This window comes from Pseudomonas sp. JAI115 (assembly GCF_014200835.1).
Classification (GTDB): Bacteria; Pseudomonadota; Gammaproteobacteria; order Pseudomonadales; family Pseudomonadaceae; genus Aquipseudomonas; species Aquipseudomonas putida_A.
This window is the reverse complement of the sequence record NZ_JACHCY010000006.1, coordinates 101,521-118,853: the sequence shown is the minus strand read 5'-3', so window position 1 is coordinate 118,853 and position 17,333 is coordinate 101,521. Positions and strand designations below refer to the sequence as shown.

13 protein-coding genes are annotated in these 17,333 nt (G+C 61.1%); 7 read left to right on the top strand and 6 right to left on the bottom strand.

The features are described from left to right. Positions 1-183 precede the first annotated feature (183 nt). Positions 184-891: a carboxy-S-adenosyl-L-methionine synthase CmoA gene (gene cmoA / locus HDC30_RS16045; RefSeq protein ID WP_208101786.1), complete on the top strand. Its 708-nt coding sequence runs from the start codon at positions 184-186 to the stop codon at positions 889-891. Beyond that, complete coding sequence (gene cmoB, locus HDC30_RS16040) at positions 888-1,844, top strand: tRNA 5-methoxyuridine(34)/uridine 5-oxyacetic acid(34) synthase CmoB (protein ID WP_096795532.1); 957 nt, start codon at positions 888-890, stop codon at positions 1,842-1,844. The genes cmoA and cmoB overlap by 4 nt, the downstream gene beginning before the upstream one ends. Positions 1,845-1,978: 134 nt before the next feature. Here cmoB and tadA read toward each other — a convergent pair whose 3' ends face one another. Both tadA and HDC30_RS16030 read right to left on the bottom strand, forming a co-directional pair. After that, complete coding sequence (tadA, locus tag HDC30_RS16035; protein ID WP_183783944.1) at positions 1,979-2,476, bottom strand: tRNA adenosine(34) deaminase TadA; 498 nt, start codon at positions 2,474-2,476, stop codon at positions 1,979-1,981. After that, positions 2,476-3,852 carry a multicopper oxidase family protein gene (locus HDC30_RS16030; RefSeq protein ID WP_183783942.1) on the bottom strand — a complete coding sequence of 459 codons (1,377 nt, stop codon included), beginning with the start codon at positions 3,850-3,852 and terminating at the stop codon, positions 2,476-2,478. The genes tadA and HDC30_RS16030 overlap by 1 nt, the downstream gene beginning before the upstream one ends. A gap of 226 nt (positions 3,853-4,078) precedes the next feature. On the opposite strand from HDC30_RS16030, the gene HDC30_RS16025 reads away from it, so the two are divergent. After that, complete coding sequence (locus HDC30_RS16025; RefSeq protein WP_183783940.1) at positions 4,079-7,021, top strand: membrane-targeted effector domain-containing toxin; 2,943 nt, start codon at positions 4,079-4,081, stop codon at positions 7,019-7,021. Between the two features lie 82 nt (positions 7,022-7,103). Here HDC30_RS16025 and guaA read toward each other — a convergent pair whose 3' ends face one another. The 4 genes from guaA to HDC30_RS16005 form a co-directional block, all read right to left on the bottom strand. Continuing rightward, a complete protein-coding gene (gene guaA / locus HDC30_RS16020) occupies positions 7,104-8,681 on the bottom strand; it encodes a glutamine-hydrolyzing GMP synthase (RefSeq protein ID WP_150368528.1) in 1,578 nt (525 codons plus the stop codon). 99 nt (positions 8,682-8,780) lie between these two features. Then, positions 8,781-10,250 (bottom strand): IMP dehydrogenase, encoded by a 1,470-nt coding sequence (gene guaB / locus HDC30_RS16015; protein WP_027612123.1) that lies wholly within the window; start codon positions 10,248-10,250, stop codon positions 8,781-8,783. 116 nt (positions 10,251-10,366) lie between these two features. After that, entirely contained in the window at positions 10,367-10,915 is a 549-nt protein-coding gene (locus HDC30_RS16010) for a sugar ABC transporter ATPase (RefSeq protein WP_096795528.1), read from the bottom strand. 144 nt (positions 10,916-11,059) lie between these two features. Further along, a complete protein-coding gene (locus HDC30_RS16005; RefSeq protein WP_096795527.1) occupies positions 11,060-11,833 on the bottom strand; it encodes a sulfite exporter TauE/SafE family protein in 774 nt (257 codons plus the stop codon). Between the two features lie 100 nt (positions 11,834-11,933). Between HDC30_RS16005 and HDC30_RS16000 the strand changes: the two genes are divergently transcribed. The 4 genes from HDC30_RS16000 (at position 11,934) to leuA (ending at position 17,313) form a co-directional block, all read left to right on the top strand. After that, complete coding sequence (locus HDC30_RS16000) at positions 11,934-12,863, top strand: LysR family transcriptional regulator (protein ID WP_183783938.1); 930 nt, start codon at positions 11,934-11,936, stop codon at positions 12,861-12,863. 99 nt (positions 12,864-12,962) lie between these two features. Beyond that, complete coding sequence (gene xseA / locus HDC30_RS15995) at positions 12,963-14,342, top strand: exodeoxyribonuclease VII large subunit (RefSeq protein ID WP_183783936.1); 1,380 nt, start codon at positions 12,963-12,965, stop codon at positions 14,340-14,342. A gap of 3 nt (positions 14,343-14,345) precedes the next feature. Then, positions 14,346-15,170, top strand: coding sequence for a peptidoglycan DD-metalloendopeptidase family protein (locus tag HDC30_RS15990; protein WP_096795524.1), 825 nt, complete (start codon positions 14,346-14,348; stop codon positions 15,168-15,170). Between the two features lie 463 nt (positions 15,171-15,633). Then, positions 15,634-17,313, top strand: a complete 1,680-nt coding sequence (leuA, locus tag HDC30_RS15985; RefSeq protein WP_027612129.1) for a 2-isopropylmalate synthase — start codon at positions 15,634-15,636, stop codon at positions 17,311-17,313. Positions 17,314-17,333: the final 20 nt, after the last annotated feature.

Below are 17,333 nucleotides of genomic sequence, written 5' to 3'. Positions count from 1 at the left end.
GTATGTCAGACAGACCGCAGGCACAGATCTTGGGGCTGCTTCGCAGCCCATCGGGGATAAATCCCCTCGCCACGTCGGACAACCCAAGCATCCCGACGTCACTTTGGCTAAAATGCCGGCCTTTTCATCAACACCGCCGGAACCGCCGTGAGCAAAGAACCCGATCGCATTTTCGCCCAGCCGATGGCCCAGGTGCCTGACTTCGCCTTCAACGAGGACGTGGTGCGGGTGTTCCCGGACATGATCAAGCGCTCGGTGCCGGGTTACCCGACCATCGTCGAAAACCTAGGCGTACTCGCGGCGCAATTTGCCCAACCGAACAGCGTTCTGTACGACCTCGGCGCTTCGCTCGGCGCCGTGACTCAGGCCCTGCGCCGTCACGTGCGCACCGATGGTTGCCGGGTGATCGCGGTGGATAACTCGGCGGCGATGGTCGAACGCTGCCGCGAGTACCTGAACGGTCAGGATTCGATGTTCCAGGAGCTGCTCCCGGTCGAAGTGATCGAAGGCGACATTCTCGCGCTCGAGTTCAAACCGGCCTCGGTGGTGGCACTGAACTTCACCCTGCAATTCATCGCCCCGGAGCAGCGCACCGCGTTGCTCTCGCGTATTCGCCAGTCGCTGCTGCCCGGCGGCGCGCTGATTCTGTCGGAGAAGCTGCGCTTCAACGATGCGCAAGAGCACGCGCTGCTCACCGATCTGCACGTCGCGTTCAAACGCGCCAACGGCTACAGCGAACTGGAAATTGCCCAGAAGCGCAGCGCCATCGAAAACGTCATGAAGCCCGACAGCCTCGAAGAACACCGTGAACGCCTGCTGGCCGCCGGGTTCTCGAAAGTCGTGCCGTGGTTCCAGTGTCTTAACTTTGCCTCGTTGATTGCCTTGCCATGATTGATCTGTCCCCCCTCGCCCGCCGTCTGGCCGGTAGCCCGCTGGCCGACTGGGCCAACACCCTGCAAGGGCAACTCGACAAGAAAATGGAGAAAGGTCACGGCGATCTGGAGCGCTGGCAGAGTGCGCTGGACGCGTTGCCGAAACTTGAGCCGACTGAAGTCGATCTGCTCAACGGCCTGAAACTCGACACCGACTGCGACGACGAAACCCGCGCGCAGATGCGCACCGCGCTGATGGGCCTGTCGCCGTGGCGCAAGGGGCCGTTCGACCTGTTCGGCGTACACGTCGACACCGAATGGCGCTCGGACTGGAAGTGGTCGCGGGTCGCCCCGCATCTGGACCTGAAGGGCAAACGCATCCTCGACGTCGGTTGCGGCAACGGCTATTACATGTGGCGCATGCTCGGCGCCGGTGCCGACAGCGTGATCGGCGTCGATCCGAACTGGCTGTTCTTCTGCCAGTTCCAGGCCGTGCAGCGTTATCTGTCCGAGCCGAATGCCTGGCACCTGCCGTTCCCGTTCGAAGACCTGCCGCCGAACCTCGAAGGCTTCGACACAGTGTTCTCGATGGGCGTGTTCTACCACCGTCGTTCGCCGATCGAGCATTTGCTGGCGCTGAAGGATTGCCTGGTCAAGGGTGGCGAGCTGGTGCTGGAAACGCTGGTGGTTGAAGGCGACAAGCATCAAGTGCTGGTGCCGGAAGATCGCTACGCGCAGATGCGCAACGTGTGGTTCCTGCCATCGGTACCGGCGCTGGAGTTGTGGCTGCGGCGGGCAGGTTTCACCGATATTCGTTGTGTCGACGTCAGCATGACGACGGTCGATGAACAACGAGGCACCGAATGGATGAAGTATCAGTCGCTGAGTGACTTCCTTGATCCGGAAGATCACAGCAAGACTATCGAAGGGCTGCCGGCGCCGATGCGCGCGGTGATTGTCGCGAAGAAATAACCCGATCTCCCCTACACGGGAGATCCCCCCTGTGGGAGCGGGCTTGCTCGCGAAAGCGGTGTGTCAGGCGATTAAAATGTTGCCTGATACACCGCTTTCGCGAGCAAGCCCGCTCCCACATTGGGGGGTTGTGTTTATTCAGATGGTTTTGCGCGACGGGCTCTGAAGAATTCGGTCAGCACTGCTCCACATTCTTCGGCCAGCACCCCACCTTCATACAACACCCGGTGATTCAAAAAGCCCTGGGTAAAGAATTGTCCCTGACTCTGCACGATCCCGGCCTTCGGTTCCAGCGCGCCATACACCACCCGCGCAATGCGTGAATGCACGATCAGCCCGGCGCACATGCTGCACGGTTCCAGCGTCACGTATAGCGTGCTGCCCGGCAGGCGATAGTTGTTGATGGCCTGAGCGGCAGCGCGGATCGCGACCATTTCCGCGTGGGCACTCGGGTCGCTGGTGGTGATCGGGCAATTGTAGCCACGCCCGATGATTTCGCCGTTCTGCACCAGCACCGCGCCCACCGGTACTTCGCCAAGCGCTGCGCCTTGGGCAGCAAGCTCCAGCGCTTCACGCATGAAGTCGCGGTCACGGCTGCGGTCGATGATCGCGGCGGGGCGAATCTGGCGCATCACTTCACCTCGATGGCGGCCATCAGGCCGGTTTCCATGTGATCGATCACGTGGCAGTGGAACATCCACACCCCCGGGTTATCCGCCACCAGCGCCACTTGCGCACGCTCGTTCTTGCCCAGCAGATAAGTGTCGGTGAAGTACGGCGTGATCTTGTGCCGGTTCGACGCAATCACCTTGAAACTCATGCCGTGCAGGTGGATCGGGTGCTGATACTGGGTCATGTTCTTCAGTTCGAAGATGTAGCTTTGGCCCAGTTTCAGGCTGGCAATCGGCCGATCGGCGCAGGTCTTGTCCGTGATGTCCCAGGCCTTGCCGTTGATCTGCCACAGGCTCGGTGGCTTGCCGTTGTCGACATTCACCGACACCGAACCGACCCATTCGAAATTGAAGTTGAGTTTTTCGGCATTCGCCAGATCCGGTTCGGCCACCGGGTTGGCGGGCAAGGCTTTCGGCCACTCGGTCGGCGCATCGTTATTGGCTACCGAGCGCAAGGTCCCCAGACGCACCGGGCCGTTGCGCAGCGACAACTCTTCACCGGCCGGGGGCGCCTTGATCGCCAGGCAAATGCGCATGCCGGGGCCGAGCCAGTATTCCTTGCCCAGCGGCCGCGGCTCGACCGGGTTGCCGTCCAGCGCATAGATCTGCGCTTCGACGCCGGGAATGTTGATGCGATAGGTCAGGGTGTTGTCGAGGTTGAGCAAACGCACACGGGTGATCTGCCCGGCCGGCAACTCGATCACCGGCGTTGGCGCGCCGTTGATGGTCGACAAGCGCCCCGCCGTACCGCCACGCGCCGCTTCACGGGGAATGCTGAACTCGACGAAATTGCCTTGCTCGTCGATGTGCCAGTTCTTCAGGCTCAGGGTCTTTTCGTACTTGAAACCGGTCGGCTCGCGCTCTTCGACAATCAACGGCCCGACCAGCCCGCGCCCCAGCTCCTCGCTGCTGCTGACGTGCGGGTGATACCAGTAGCTGCCAGCGTCCGGCACGCGGAATTTGTAATCGAAATATTCACCGGGCAGCACCGGCAATTGCGAGACGTACGGCACGCCGTCCATCTCCAGCGGCAGACGGATGCCGTGCCAGTGAATGGTGGTCGCCACCGGCAGGTGGTTGATGAAGCGCACCCGCAGCCACTCGCCCTGACGCACGCGCAGTTCAGTGCCCGGCGCCGATGGGCCGAACGCCCATGCCTCGGTCTTGTGCCCCGGCACCAGCTCAACGTCCAGTGGCGCCGCGATCAGCTCGTAGTCGTGGCCCGCGTCAGCATCGGCCATCTTGCCCAGCCAGTAGCGCGACGCGCCTCCCGCTCCGACACCAACGACAACAAGACCGGCCAGGCCACCGAGGATTTGGCGACGGGTAAAGGACATGAACTCAACTACCTCACGTATCTGCGTCGGGCACCGGGCCCGCAAAAGGCAAATACGATACACCTGCAATTGCGAAACAGTAAGGGCAGCGCGGCGGATGGACGCAGTTGCGCCTCGCGCGTACACGATTTCGAGCGCTCAAGTGACATAACTATGTAGTGCACATGCATCGAACAGCCGGGCCATCCTGTGCCACCCGTTTCTCAAGGAAAGAGAGCCCAAACACATGCCCAACCCGATGCCCAACGCCGCCGACAAGGCCGCGCTCAAGGCGATTGCCGCCACCGTCATCCAGACCTGCCCGAGCCTGCAGGACGCTGCTCGACAGGTCGCCAGCGACTTGTTGATCAAATACCAGGTCCACGGCCTCGACCCGGATCAGGTGTATTTCCACCGCTTCGACGCCTCGCAAAGCAGCTCGAATGCCTTCACCGGCTGGGAGCATGTGCACGCCACGCCCACGTCAAGCATGACCCTGACCCAGTTGGTGATTCACCGCTTCCGCGTCACCGACCAGGACAACGCCGACCTGCTCGACGTCTATGGCGGTTTCTATACTGCCGGTCCCGATGCCCGCACCTTCGATGAACGCAATGAAGTGCGCCTGCACGGCAACGATGTGCTCAAGGACTTCTGGAGCATCGACTTCAGCGCACTGTACGACGCTCAACTGAACGCTTTCTGGAATACCAGCGGCAGCGACTTTCGTACCCTGGCCAAGTGCAACTTCCTGATCAAAGCGCTGCAGGCGCGGGACAAACGTCAGCTGAGTGGCGAGGATTTCCAGTTCGTCACGCAAGCGGCGATCGGCCCGCTGACGTGGCCAGTCAGCCTGCCAATGCTGCAGACCAGCCACCCTTGCCCGGACAGTGTGCGCACGCTGGACATTGCCGGTTACGCCGCTACCAACGTCCTGCGTTTCGTCATGCCCCAGGGTAGGCAGATCCTCTACCTGCCCGGCAACAGCGATGCCTTCCATGTACTGGAAAGCGCCACCGACCTGCACTTCTGGATCCTGCAGCGGATGAACACACCTGCGGCGCGCGAGACATTCCTTGCGCATTTCTCGCTGGCCGACCGGCAGCAGATCAACGCCAATCTTGGTGACCTGATGAATCGCCTGGTGGCTACATGGGGCCGCTACGACCATTCGCTGATCAATCAGGACAACCGCGCGGTCAGTGGCGACGCCTTTACTTGGCTGAGTGACTCGACCCGCACGGCGATGTTTGCAGAAGCCAGCCTGTCCCTGACCTCCAACGGTGACCTGCGCAAGAAGCTGTGGATCGGCTACCTCAGCGCCGGGGTCAAGGTGTTCGGGCCAATGGCCGTGGTCGGCTGGCCAGTCGCATTGCCGGTGATCGGCGCCAGCATTGCCAACATGGGGCTGAACATCGATCAGGCGGTCAATGGCAAAACCGCCGCCGAGCGCAAGGCCGGGATTGTCGGTGCGGTGCTCAGCGGCATCGACATGCTGTTCAATCTGCTGGCACTCAAGGGCCCGGGATCATTGGCCGAGGTCGGACCCGAGGTGGATGCCGCCGAAGCGGCGGAGATGAGCGACCTGACCGATAAAGTCGGGACGCCGATGGGTGGGCCTCAGCCGCCGATTGCCACCCCCCTGATTGAAGACACCCCGCGACCGGTCATTCCGCCGAGCTGGCAAGCCAATGAGTTGCTCGATGGCGTTACGCCGGTGAGCGAGCCCGGAAAATTCCAGGGCATTTATCTGCTCGATTCGAACCCCTCAACCGCCATCCTGATGGACGACACCGCCTATTACGTACGCTACGAAGCCGACATCAACGGCAGCGGACACTGGGCGGTCATCGATCCCGAGCACCCCCACGGCTTTACTCGCTCGATCCCGGTACGCCTGAACCCTGAGGGTGAATGGGAAACCATGCCTCGCGCAGGACTCGCCGGCGGTGGCAAACCTTCGGCACTGGCCGGATCGAGCAGCCGCAGCCCGGTGGCCGCCCTGCCCGCCTCGCAATACGACGTACCTGCACCGCTCAAGGCGCATCTGGAGGAAGGCGCAGCGGGACTGAATGACGAAGCCCTGCGTGACTTCTACGACAGCTTGAACGAGTTCGATGCCTACCGCGATTTCAAGGTCATCCGCAAACGCCTGTATCGCGACGCGCTGGATTTTTACAGCACCTTGCGCCTGCCCGATCGTCCTCCGGTGCCCGCCCTGGCGGCGGACGCGACTGCTGAGGAGATCATCGAAAAAATCCTCGAACATGCCCGAGGCCTGGTGCTCGGCGAGAGCCACACGGCCATCGGCAGCAAGCAATGGCTGATCGAGAACATGCCATTGCTCGCCAGCAAACAGTTGAAGAGCCTGTACATGGAGCACCTGCTGACCGATTTCCATCAAGCCGCGCTTGATGAGTTCTTCCGCACCGGCAACATGCCGCAAAAACTCGAGACCTATCTCAAGGCACTCGACGTCGGCAACATGACCGATCCGCTGGAGCGCTACACGTTCCTGGAACTGGTCAAGGAAGCCAGAAAGCAGGGGATCCATGTACAAGCCATCGATTGCATGGCGAGTTACCGACTCAACGGCATGGACTTGCCATTGGGCAACAACACCGCGCGGCAGAAAATGATGAATTACTTCGCCCGCCTGATGATCCGCGCTGATCAGTCCGCACGCGGCGCGCACAAATGGGTGGCGCTGATGGGCAACTCTCACTCCAACACTTTTGATGGGGTTGCCGGCGTCAGCGAACTGGAAGAGGCGATCGGCATTCGCGTCGAGGATGTCGCCGAAGGGACTTCACGGGGCATTGAAGTCGATCCCGGGAGAATCCTGCCCTTGGGCGGTACGGCGCACGATCGTTCCGCGCTGGTCAGAGGCGACTTGCGCCTGCAAATCGAAACACCCTGGACCGCGCACACGATGACCGAATTCGAAACCCTGCTGCCTCGCTACGGCATGTACTCCCTGAAGCAGCAACCCAACCTGACGTTCATTGTCCATCGCAGCCGCACCCGAGAACTGGTACGGACCGTCATCGACACAGACGGCAAGCACTTCTACATCGAACGCCCCGGCTGGCCTTCGGTGAGCGGTAAACGCTACCCGAGCATGAAAGCCCTGCTGCAAGCTCTGGATGACATGGGCATGCAACTGGGTGGCTGGTCAAAACCGCTGTAACGCAAAAACAGAAAAGCCGTGTGAAACGGATTTCACACGGCTTTTCGGTTGCAGCGATCAAGCCTTTACGGCTTGCGCGGGATCACTCCCACTCAATGGTCGCCGGCGGCTTGCTCGACACGTCGTAAGTGACGCGCGAAATACCTTCGATTTCATTGATGATGCGGCCGGAGACGGTTTCCAGCAGTTCGTAAGGCAGGTGTGCCCAACGTGCGGTCATGAAGTCGATGGTTTCCACGGCACGCAGGGCCACGACCCAGGCGTAACGACGGCCGTCGCCGACCACGCCAACCGATTTCACTGGCTGGAACACCACGAAGGCCTGGCTGACTTTGTGGTACCAGTCGGCTTTGCGCAGTTCTTCGATGAAGATATGGTCGGCGCGACGCAGCAGGTCGGCGTATTCCTTCTTCACTTCACCGAGGATGCGCACGCCCAGACCCGGGCCCGGGAACGGGTGACGGTAGACCATGTCGTACGGCAGGCCCAGTTCCAGACCCAGACGACGGACTTCGTCCTTGAACAGTTCGCGCAGTGGCTCGACCAGTTTCAGGTTCATTTCTTCCGGCAGGCCGCCCACGTTGTGGTGCGACTTGATCACGTGCGCCTTGCCGCTTTTCGCGCCAGCCGACTCGATCACGTCCGGGTAGATGGTGCCTTGCGCCAAGTACTTGATGTTGTCCAGCTTGCAGGATTCGGCATCGAACACGTCGATGAAGGTACGGCCGATGATCTTGCGCTTCTTCTCTGGATCAGCTTCGCCGGCCAGGTTGTTCAGGAACTGGTCTTCCGCGTTGGCGCGGATCACCTTGACGCCCATGTTCTCGGCGAACATGGCCATCACTTGCTCGCCTTCGTGCAGACGCAGCAGGCCGTTGTCGACGAAGACGCAGGTCAGCTGATCGCCGATGGCTTTGTGCAGCAGCGCCGCAACCACCGAGGAGTCAACGCCGCCGGACAGACCCAGCAGCACGTTGTCGGTGCCGACCTGTGCGCGGATGTTGGCAATGGCGTCTTCCGCGATCTTCGACGGAGTCCACAGGGCTTCACAGCCGCAGATGTCGAGCACGAAGCGCGAGAGGATGCGACCGCCCTGCTTGGTGTGGGTCACTTCCGGGTGGAACTGCACGCCGTAGTAAGCACGTTCGTCATTGAACATGCCGGCGATCGGGCAGCTCGGGGTGCTGGCCAGGATGTGGAAGTCTTCCGGCATCCTGGTGACCTTGTCACCGTGGCTCATCCACACGTCGAGACCGAACAGGCCGTCGGCGTCGATGTGGTCCTCGATGCCGTCGAGCAGGCGGCTCTTGCCGACTACGTCAACGCGGGCGTAACCGAACTCACGCAGCTCGGAACCTTCAACCTTGCCGCCCAGTTGCTCGGCCATGGTCTGCATGCCGTAGCAGATACCGAAGACCGGCACGCCCAGATCGAAGACTGCCTGTGGGCAGCGCGGGCTGTTGGCTTCGTGCACGGACTCGGGGCCGCCGGCGAGGATGACGCCTTTAGGTGCGAATTCGCGGATCGCCTCTTCGTCCATGTCGAACGGGTGCAGCTCGCAATACACACCGATCTCGCGCACGCGGCGGGCAATCAGTTGGGTGTATTGCGAACCGAAGTCGAGGATCAGGATGCGGTGAGCGTGAATGTCGAGGGCCATGATTCAGTCTCGTCTAAGTAATTCAGAAACAGTCGTGATTCAGAAACAACTCGGGGCTGAATAAAACAGCCCCGGTTGCTTAACGATTTGCTTGAAGCATCAACCTACGCGGTAGTTTGGCGCTTCTTTGGTGATCTGCACGTCGTGAACGTGGGATTCGGCCATACCGGCACCGGTGATCCGCACGAACTCAGGCTTGGTGCGCATTTCTTCGATGTTGGCGCTGCCGGTGTAACCCATCGAGGAACGCAGACCGCCCATCAACTGGTGGATGATCGCCGTCAGGGTGCCTTTGTACGGCACACGGCCTTCGATCCCTTCCGGAACCAGTTTCTCGGCGCCTGCCGAGGAGTCCTGGAAGTAACGGTCGGAAGAACCTTGCGCTTGGGACATGGCGCCCAGCGAACCCATGCCGCGATAAGCCTTGTACGAACGGCCCTGGAACAGTTCGATCTCGCCCGGGGCTTCTTCAGTACCGGCGAACATCGAACCCATCATCACGCAGGACGCCCCAGCCACGATGGCCTTGGACAGGTCACCGGAGAACCGGATGCCGCCGTCGGCGATCAACGGCACGCCAGTGCCTTCAAGGGCAGCGGCGACGTTGGCGATGGCACTGATTTGCGGCACGCCGACACCGGCGACAATACGGGTGGTGCAGATCGAGCCAGGGCCGATACCGACCTTGACCGCATCGGCACCCGCTTCGGCCAGGGCCTTGGCGGCTGCGCCGGTGGCGATATTGCCGCCGATCACCTGCACTTCAGGGAAATTCTCTTTGACCCAGCGAACGCGGTCGATCACGCCCTTGGAGTGACCGTGTGCGGTGTCGACCACCACCACGTCCACACCGGCGTTGACCAGCGCGGCAACGCGGTCACCGGTGTCTTTACCGGTACCGACGGCAGCGCCAACGCGCAGACGACCTTGATCATCCTTGCTGGCCAGCGGGTAGGCTTTGGCTTTTTCGATGTCTTTGACGGTCATCATGCCTTTGAGGGCAAACTTGTCGTCGACGATCAGGACTTTTTCCAGGCGGTGCTTGTGCAGCAACTCGCGGACTTCGTTCTTGTCGGCGCCTTCACGCACGGTGACCAGACGCTCTTTAGGCGTCATCACTTCACGTACGGTGGCTTCCAGACGGGTTTCGAAGCGGACGTCACGGGAGGTGACGATGCCGACCAGGTCGCCATCGTGCAGCACCGGAACGCCGGAAATGTTGTGCATGCGGGTCAGTTCGAACAGGTCACGCACCGTGGCATCAGCCTCGATGGTGATCGGATCTTTCACGACGCCGGCTTCGAACTTCTTGACCTTACGCACTTCGGCAGCTTGCTGCTCGATGGTCATGTTCTTGTGGATGATACCGATACCACCTTCCTGAGCCATGGCGATTGCCAGACGGGCTTCAGTAACGGTGTCCATGGCGGCAGAAACCAGAGGAATATTCAGCTCGATGCCACGGGTAAGGCGGGTCTTGAGACTGACTTCGTTAGGAAGCACCTCGGAATAACCAGGCACTAGGAGAATGTCGTCGAATGTCAGAGCTTCTTGGCTGATACGCAGCATCGCGGGGGCTCCCGAGCGGGAAAATGGAAGCGCGCCATTATAGTCAGACACCCCCTGCTGTTCAATGTAAAACTCAGCTTAATATCAATGTTGCTGATATACGGAGACCCCCGCCGCTAAAGCTCCACCTTGACCCAAGAGACAGGTTGATCGAGCCAATCGGCGAACTCATCGATAAAGCTCTGCTTGAACCCGGCTTCCAGCCAGTTGTTGAAGATGAAGCCGAGGTTGGAAAACGCACATTCCTGCAAGAACAGAAAGCCGTTGATGTCGTCTTCATGCCCGCATTCCGGGCAGGTAAAGTTGTCGGTGCGGCCTGGAAACCAGTCTTCCAGGCTTTCGAACAGCGCTTCGCCGACTTCGCGGCGGCACTCGGCGCACCCGGCTTCTTCGAGAAAGCCCTTGGCCGGCGTGTAGATGCAGCGCTTGACGATGATCTCCAGTCCATTGACCGGCTCACCGAAGGGCAGCGCCTCGGGGTGCAGCACCACCGCACGCGCGCCGTCGGCAATCGCATGGGCCATGCGATTGCCGGTGCGGCCGCAAGTGGTCAGCTGTTCTTCGATGATGTTCTTGCGCACCAGCCAGCGCACGATCGCCCGCGCCCGGGGTTCGTGGACCGGCAGGGTGGAGATTTTCGGGACGATGATGCTTTGCGAATTCATGGAAAGTCCTGCGGTATGGCTTCTGACGCCTTCGCGAGCAAGCCCGCTCCCACAGGGACATGCATTCCAATGTGGGAGCGGGCTTGCCCGCGAAGGGGCCCTAAAGGCCGGCAGCTTAATCCCTGACGAAATCCGGTCAAGTGCTCACGCCATACTAATAATGTAGCGCCCGATCAACGCAATCCCGCTCGCCAGCACCAGCCAGGTCACCAATCGGACAAACGCCTCGCGCGACAAGCGCATCGTCAACCGCCGCCCGATCCACAGGCCCAGCGCCATGGCCGGCAACAGACACAGCGCCAGCATCAACAAGGGTAGCTCGGCATACACCCCGGCGATGGCGAACAGACTCAAACGTACCACCGTGCTGCAACTGATCAGCGCACTTTGCGTGGCCCGCGCCGCGTCCTTGGGCAGGCGGCTGTTGAGATAGATCGCATATAGAAAGCCGCCACTGCCAAACAGCGCGCCAAACAGGCCGCCTACCGTGCCCATCGGCAGCGCCCATGCGGCAGACAACTGCGTCGGCCGGGTTTTCACCCACAGGCTGTAAACCGCATAAGTGCTGATGAACAGCCCCATCAACAGCAGCAACAGGTCGGATTTGAGGTTGAGCAGGAAAATCACCCCCAACGTGCACCCCACCGCCATGCATGGCAGCAGCCGCAACAACTCGGGCTTGGCCACATCCCGGCGCGAGGGCAGCAGGTTGCCGAACGCCGCGACGAAATCCAGCAGCACCAGCAGCGGCACGATTTTCGACAACGGCATGAACAGAATCAGAATCGGCCCCGCGACCAGTGCGGTACCGAACCCGGCAATCCCGAACACGATATAGGCCAACGCGATTCCCAGGCCGATCACCACCCAGCCGCCCGCGCCCCACGTCCACTCGCTCAACAACCCCGCCACGCTCATCGGTTCGCTTCCTTTATAAGCCTGTGATGACTTTAGCCAGCACCAAGCCTTGCGACTAATATGTTCAAAGCCACTCACCCATCTCGAAAGGGCATACCTGATGCTTTCAACCCGTCAACTGCGCTACTTCGTGGAAATCGCCGAATGCGGCAGTTTCAGCGCCGCGGCTGAACGCCTGTTCATCGCGCAGTCGGCGCTGAGCCGGCAGATCAAGGACATGGAAGCGCGCCTGCAAACCTCGCTGTTCGAACGCACCGCACGCCAGCCCCGGCTCACGGCGGCAGGTGAGGCGTTTTTGCCGCGAGCCAGAAACCTGCTCAATGAACTGAGCAAAGCCAGCGCGATGGCGACCGAAGTAGGCAATGGCCAGCTGGGCACGTTGCGCCTGAGTCATTCCAGCACCGTGTCGATCAGCGGGCATTTATTACGTCGGATCAGCACTTATCTGAATCAGCAGCAGGGCGTGTCGCTGGACATCGGGAAGTCGTCCTCCGAGGCGCAGTTTGAGGAACTCGCGGAAGGACGCCTGGACATTGGCATGTTGCGCCTGCCGGTGCTGCGTCAGCGTGAAGGTATTCAGGTGGTGCCATTGTTCACCGAACGCTTGCTTCTGGCGGTGCCGAACGATCATCGCCTGGCCGATTCAGCCGCTGTCGAATTGGCGCAACTGAAGGACGAGCCGTTTATCTCGATCCCGCATCCGCAGCGTGGCGGGCTTAGCTATTTGTGTGCCGACCTGTGTATGCGTCAGGGCTTTTTTCCCAAAGCGGCGCGGGTGATGTCGCGCAAAACTACGCAGTTGCAGTTGATCCAGGCTGGATTCGGCATCGCCCTGCTGCCCGAATCAATGCAGGACATCGCCCCCGGCGGTGTACGATTTCTGCCGCTGAGCGATCCCGATTGCCAAAGCACCGTGGCCCTCGCCTATCGCCAGACCCCCACGCCACTGGTTCAACACTTCATCAATATGTTCACAAAACCCTGTGGGAGCGGGCTTGCTCGCGAAAGCGACGTGTCAGTCGAAACTTGATTTGCCTGCCACACCGCTTTCGCGAGCAAGCCCGCTCCCACAATTGGTTTTGTGTTGGGTCATGGTGATCGACAGGCAAATGCCCTTAAACTGCGCCCCATGATTAAAGATCCCTTTGCAAGACTTGGCCTGGACCGTGAAGTCCTGACCGTCAGCCAGCTCAACGGCCGCGCGCGGGTGTTGCTCGAAGACGTGTTCAGCAACATCTGGGTCGAAGGCGAAATCTCCAACCTCGCCCGCCCCGCGTCCGGCCACGTGTATTTCACCCTCAAGGACAGCGGTGCGCAGGTGCGTTGCGCGCTGTTCCGCAATAATGCGGCGCGGGTGCGTCAGGCGCTGAAGGACGGTCTGGCCGTGAAGGTACGCGGCAAGGTCTCGCTGTTCGAAGGACGTGGCGACTACCAACTGATTCTCGACACCGTGGAGCCGGCCGGTGACGGCGCGCTACGCCTGGCCTTCGATGCGCTGAAGGAAAAGCTCAGCGCCGAAGGTCTGTTCAATGCCGAACGCAAAGTGCCGCTGCCGGCGCATCCGCAACGCATCGGCATCATCAGCTCGCCGACCGGCGCGGTGATTCGCGACATCATCAGCGTGTTCCGCCGGCGGGCGCCGCAGGTGCAACTGACGCTGATCCCGACTGCCGTGCAGGGCCGTGAAGCCACCGCGCAAATCGTCCGCGCCCTGAAACTGGCCGACGCCCGTGGTTTCGACGCGCTGATCCTCGCCCGTGGCGGTGGTTCGCTGGAAGACCTCTGGTGCTTCAACGAAGAAGCCGTGGCCCGCGCGGTCGATGCCTGCGTGACGCCGATTGTCAGCGCCGTCGGGCATGAAACCGACGTGTCGATCAGTGATTTCGTGGCTGACGTGCGCGCCCCAACGCCCTCTGCTGCCGCTGAGCTGTTGGCCCCGGATTCGAGCCACCTGATCCGTCAGGTCGAAAGCCTGCACCGGCGTCTGGTGATGCGCATGCGCGACCGGCTGATGCGCGATCGTCTGCGCCTGGAAGGCATGGCCCGCCGTCTGCGCCACCCCGGCGAACGCCTGCGCCAGCAAGCGCAACGCCTGGATGACCTGGACATGCGCATGCGCCGGGCGTTCGAACGCCAACTGAATACCCGCCGCGAGCGCCTGATCCGCCTGGAAACCCGCCTCGCCGGGCAACATCCGGGACGCCAATTGGCGATGCTCCGTCAGCGCCTCGACAGCCTCGCCGAACGCCTGCCGCGAGCCATGCGCGAAGGTCTGAAAAGCCGTCGCCTGCAACTGCACAGCCAGATGCAGACGCTGCATGTGGTCAGTCCGCTGGCAACCCTCGGCAGGGGTTACAGCATTCTGCTCGATGAGCGCGGGCACGCCATTCGCAACGCCGCGCAGACCCACACCGGCCAACGCCTGAAAGCCAAGCTGGGCGAAGGCGAACTGCAAGTGCGCGTCGAGGACAACCACCTGACGCCTGTCACCCTTTCTTTACTGGACTGATCCATGCCGCGTTTTTTTGCTCCGTTATTGTTGCTGTGCCTGACCTCCTTCAACGCCCACGCCGACAGCTACATCACCCGTTTGCTGAACAAACCGGTGCCGGGCGGCGTCGCGGTGGTCGATCTGGGCAGCGCCGCGCAGGCACCAAAAGCCACCTATCAGGGCAAACCGGTGCTGGTGGTGAAAGAACAGAACAACTGGCTGGCGATTGTCGGTGTGCCGCTGACGGTCAAACCCGGCAGCCAGCAGATCAGCAGCGGCGGGCGTAATCTGCCGTTCACCGTTGGCACCAAGAAATATCCGGAACAGCACATCACCCTGAAGAACACTCAACAGGTCAATCCGAACCCGGCCAATCTCAAGCGCATCGAGGGTGAACTGGCCGAGCAGATCAAGGCCTACCGCAGCTTCAGCCCGAACACTCCGAGCAACTTGCTGCTGGACAAACCGGTCAACGGACCATTGTCGAGCAAGTTCGGTGTGCGCCGCTTCTTCAATGGTGAAGAGCGCAACCCCCATGCTGGTCTCGACTTTGCGGTGCCGGCCGGCACGCCGATCAAGACCCCGGCGGCGGGCAAAGTGATTCTGACCGGCAACTACTTCTTCAACGGCAACACGGTGTTTGTCGATCACGGCCAGGGCTTTATCAGCATGTTCTGCCACATGTCGAAAATCGACGTGAAGGTCGGCGATCAACTGGCCCGTGGCGCGGTGGTGGGCAAGGTCGGCTCGACCGGCCGGGCGACCGGGCCGCACATGCACTGGAACATCAGCTTGAACGATGCGCGGGTGGATCCGGCGATTTTCATTGGTGCGTTCCAACCGTAATTCCTGATTGAGGCTACCGGCCCCTTCGGGAGCAAGCCCCCTCCCACAAAGGATCTTTGAGCGACACACATCCAATGTGGGAGCGAGCCTGCTCGCGAAGACGACCCATCCCACACTGCAAACACCGCTGACACCCCACCAGTTTCAATTGCGCCCCAATCCAACCCCGCGCAAACATCAATAAGATCATCCGCCTGAAGCACAATAAAATCGCGCAAATCCGCGCTTTTCGAGTATTCCTCTCAATTTTTTTCGACTGCTTGCCATCCTCTCCCCTCGCGGTTAGGGTTGAAGGCATGAAAACCTCTCACACCCTTATTCAGCTTCGCCAGCACCGCAGTCTGTGCCTCGTCAGCGCACGACTGCCGGGCTGAATCGCTGCGCCTCGTCCCAAGCTGTTCCCCGAACATTCGTTCCACCGGCAGGCCGCCTCTTTTCGGCCCAGACAATAAGGAATTTCCCGATGAGCATGCTCAAAGACCCGTCTTCGAAATACCGCGCGTTCCCCGTCATCAATCTGCCGGATCGCACCTGGCCGTCGAAAACCATCGACGCCGCGCCGATCTGGTGCAGCTCCGACCTGCGTGACGGCAACCAGTCGCTGATCGAGCCGATGGACGCGGTGAAGAAGCTGCGCTTCTGGAAAACCCTCGTTCAGGTGGGTGTGAAGGAAATCGAAGCCTCGTTCCCGGCCGCTTCGCAAACCGACTTCGACTTCGTGCGTACCCTGATCGAAGAAGGCCACATCCCGGACGACACCACCATTCAGGTGCTGACCCAGGGCCGTGAAGACCTGATCGAGCGCACCTTCGAATCCCTGCGCGGGGCGAAGAAAGCCATCGTTCACCTGTACAACGCCACCTCGCCGTCCTTTCGTCGCATCGTCTTCAACCAGGATAAGGACGGCATCAAGGCGATCGCGGTCAACGCTGCCAAGCTGTTCGTCAAATACGCGGCGATGCAGCCGGACACCGAGTGGACTTTCGAATACTCCCCGGAAACCTTCAGCGCCACCGAGCTGGAGTTCGCCAAGGAAGTCTGTGACGCGGTGATCGAGGTCTGGAACCCGACGCCTGAGCACAAGATGATCCTCAACCTGCCGGCCACCGTTGAATGCGCAACGCCGAACGTCTACGCCGACCAGATCGAATGGTTCGGCCGCAACATCAACCGTCGTGACAGCGTGATCATCAGCCTGCACACCCACAACGATCGTGGCACCGGCGTCGCCGCCACCGAGCTGGGTCTGATGGCCGGCGCGGATCGTGTCGAAGGCTGCCTGTTCGGCAACGGCGAGCGTACCGGTAACGTTGACCTCGTCACTGTGGCCCTGAACATGTACACCCAGGGCGTCGACCCTGAGCTGGACTTCTCCGATATCGACGGCGTGCGCAAAGTCGTTGAAGAGTGCAACCAGATCCAGGTGCACCCGCGTCACCCGTACGTCGGCGACCTGGTCCACACCGCATTCTCCGGCTCGCATCAGGACGCGATCCGCAAGGGCTTCGCCCAGCAGAAACCGGACACCCTGTGGGAAGTCCCGTACTTGCCGATCGACCCGGCCGACATTGGCCGCAGCTACGAGGCGGTGATTCGTGTGAACAGCCAGTCGGGCAAGGGCGGTATCGCCTACTTGCTGGAGCAGGAATACGGCATCAGCCTGCCGCGTCGCATGCAGATCGAGTTCAGCCAGGTGGTGCAGCGTGAAACCGATCGCCTCGGCCTGGAAATGACCGCCAAGCAGATCCACTCGTTGTTGATCAGCGAATACCTGCAAGCCAACACCCCGTACGCGCTGGTTAGCCATCGCCTGCAGGAAGAAAACGGTAACAGCGCCGTCGAAGTGGAAGTGGCAAGCAAGGGTCAGGGCGAAACCAACCTGCACTGGCGCGGCAAGGGCAACGGTGCGCTGGAAGCACTGGTGGCCGGCCTGCCGATTCCGGTGGAGATCATGGACTACAACGAACACGCGATCGGCGCGGGCACCAACGCCAAGGCCGCCGCGTACATCGAGCTGCGCGTGAATGGCGAACGTGCGGTGCACGGCGTGGGTATCGATGAAAACATCACCACCGCCAGCTTCAAGGCGCTGTTCAGTGCGCTGAACCGCTCGTTGAGCCAGCCTGAGGCGAAAGCGGCTTAAGCCTTCGCTGACATGCAAAA

Excerpts from the sequence above, each read along its gene's own strand:
- cmoA (WP_208101786.1), top strand. The coding sequence starts at position 184 with ATGGCCCAGGTGCCTGACTTCGCCTTCAACGAGGACGTGGTGCGGGTG.
- cmoB (WP_096795532.1), top strand. The coding sequence starts at position 888 with ATGATTGATCTGTCCCCCCTCGCCCGCCGTCTGGCCGGTAGCCCGCTG.
- tadA (WP_183783944.1), bottom strand. The coding sequence starts at position 2,476 with ATGCGCCAGATTCGCCCCGCCGCGATCATCGACCGCAGCCGTGACCGC.
- HDC30_RS16030 (WP_183783942.1), bottom strand. The coding sequence starts at position 3,852 with ATGTCCTTTACCCGTCGCCAAATCCTCGGTGGCCTGGCCGGTCTTGTT.
- HDC30_RS16025 (WP_183783940.1), top strand. The coding sequence starts at position 4,079 with ATGCCCAACCCGATGCCCAACGCCGCCGACAAGGCCGCGCTCAAGGCG.
- guaA (WP_150368528.1), bottom strand. The coding sequence starts at position 8,681 with ATGGCCCTCGACATTCACGCTCACCGCATCCTGATCCTCGACTTCGGT.
- guaB (WP_027612123.1), bottom strand. The coding sequence starts at position 10,250 with ATGCTGCGTATCAGCCAAGAAGCTCTGACATTCGACGACATTCTCCTA.
- HDC30_RS16010 (WP_096795528.1), bottom strand. The coding sequence starts at position 10,915 with ATGAATTCGCAAAGCATCATCGTCCCGAAAATCTCCACCCTGCCGGTC.
- HDC30_RS16005 (WP_096795527.1), bottom strand. The coding sequence starts at position 11,833 with ATGAGCGTGGCGGGGTTGTTGAGCGAGTGGACGTGGGGCGCGGGCGGC.
- HDC30_RS16000 (WP_183783938.1), top strand. The coding sequence starts at position 11,934 with ATGCTTTCAACCCGTCAACTGCGCTACTTCGTGGAAATCGCCGAATGC.
- xseA (WP_183783936.1), top strand. The coding sequence starts at position 12,963 with ATGATTAAAGATCCCTTTGCAAGACTTGGCCTGGACCGTGAAGTCCTG.
- HDC30_RS15990 (WP_096795524.1), top strand. The coding sequence starts at position 14,346 with ATGCCGCGTTTTTTTGCTCCGTTATTGTTGCTGTGCCTGACCTCCTTC.
- leuA (WP_027612129.1), top strand. The coding sequence starts at position 15,634 with ATGAGCATGCTCAAAGACCCGTCTTCGAAATACCGCGCGTTCCCCGTC.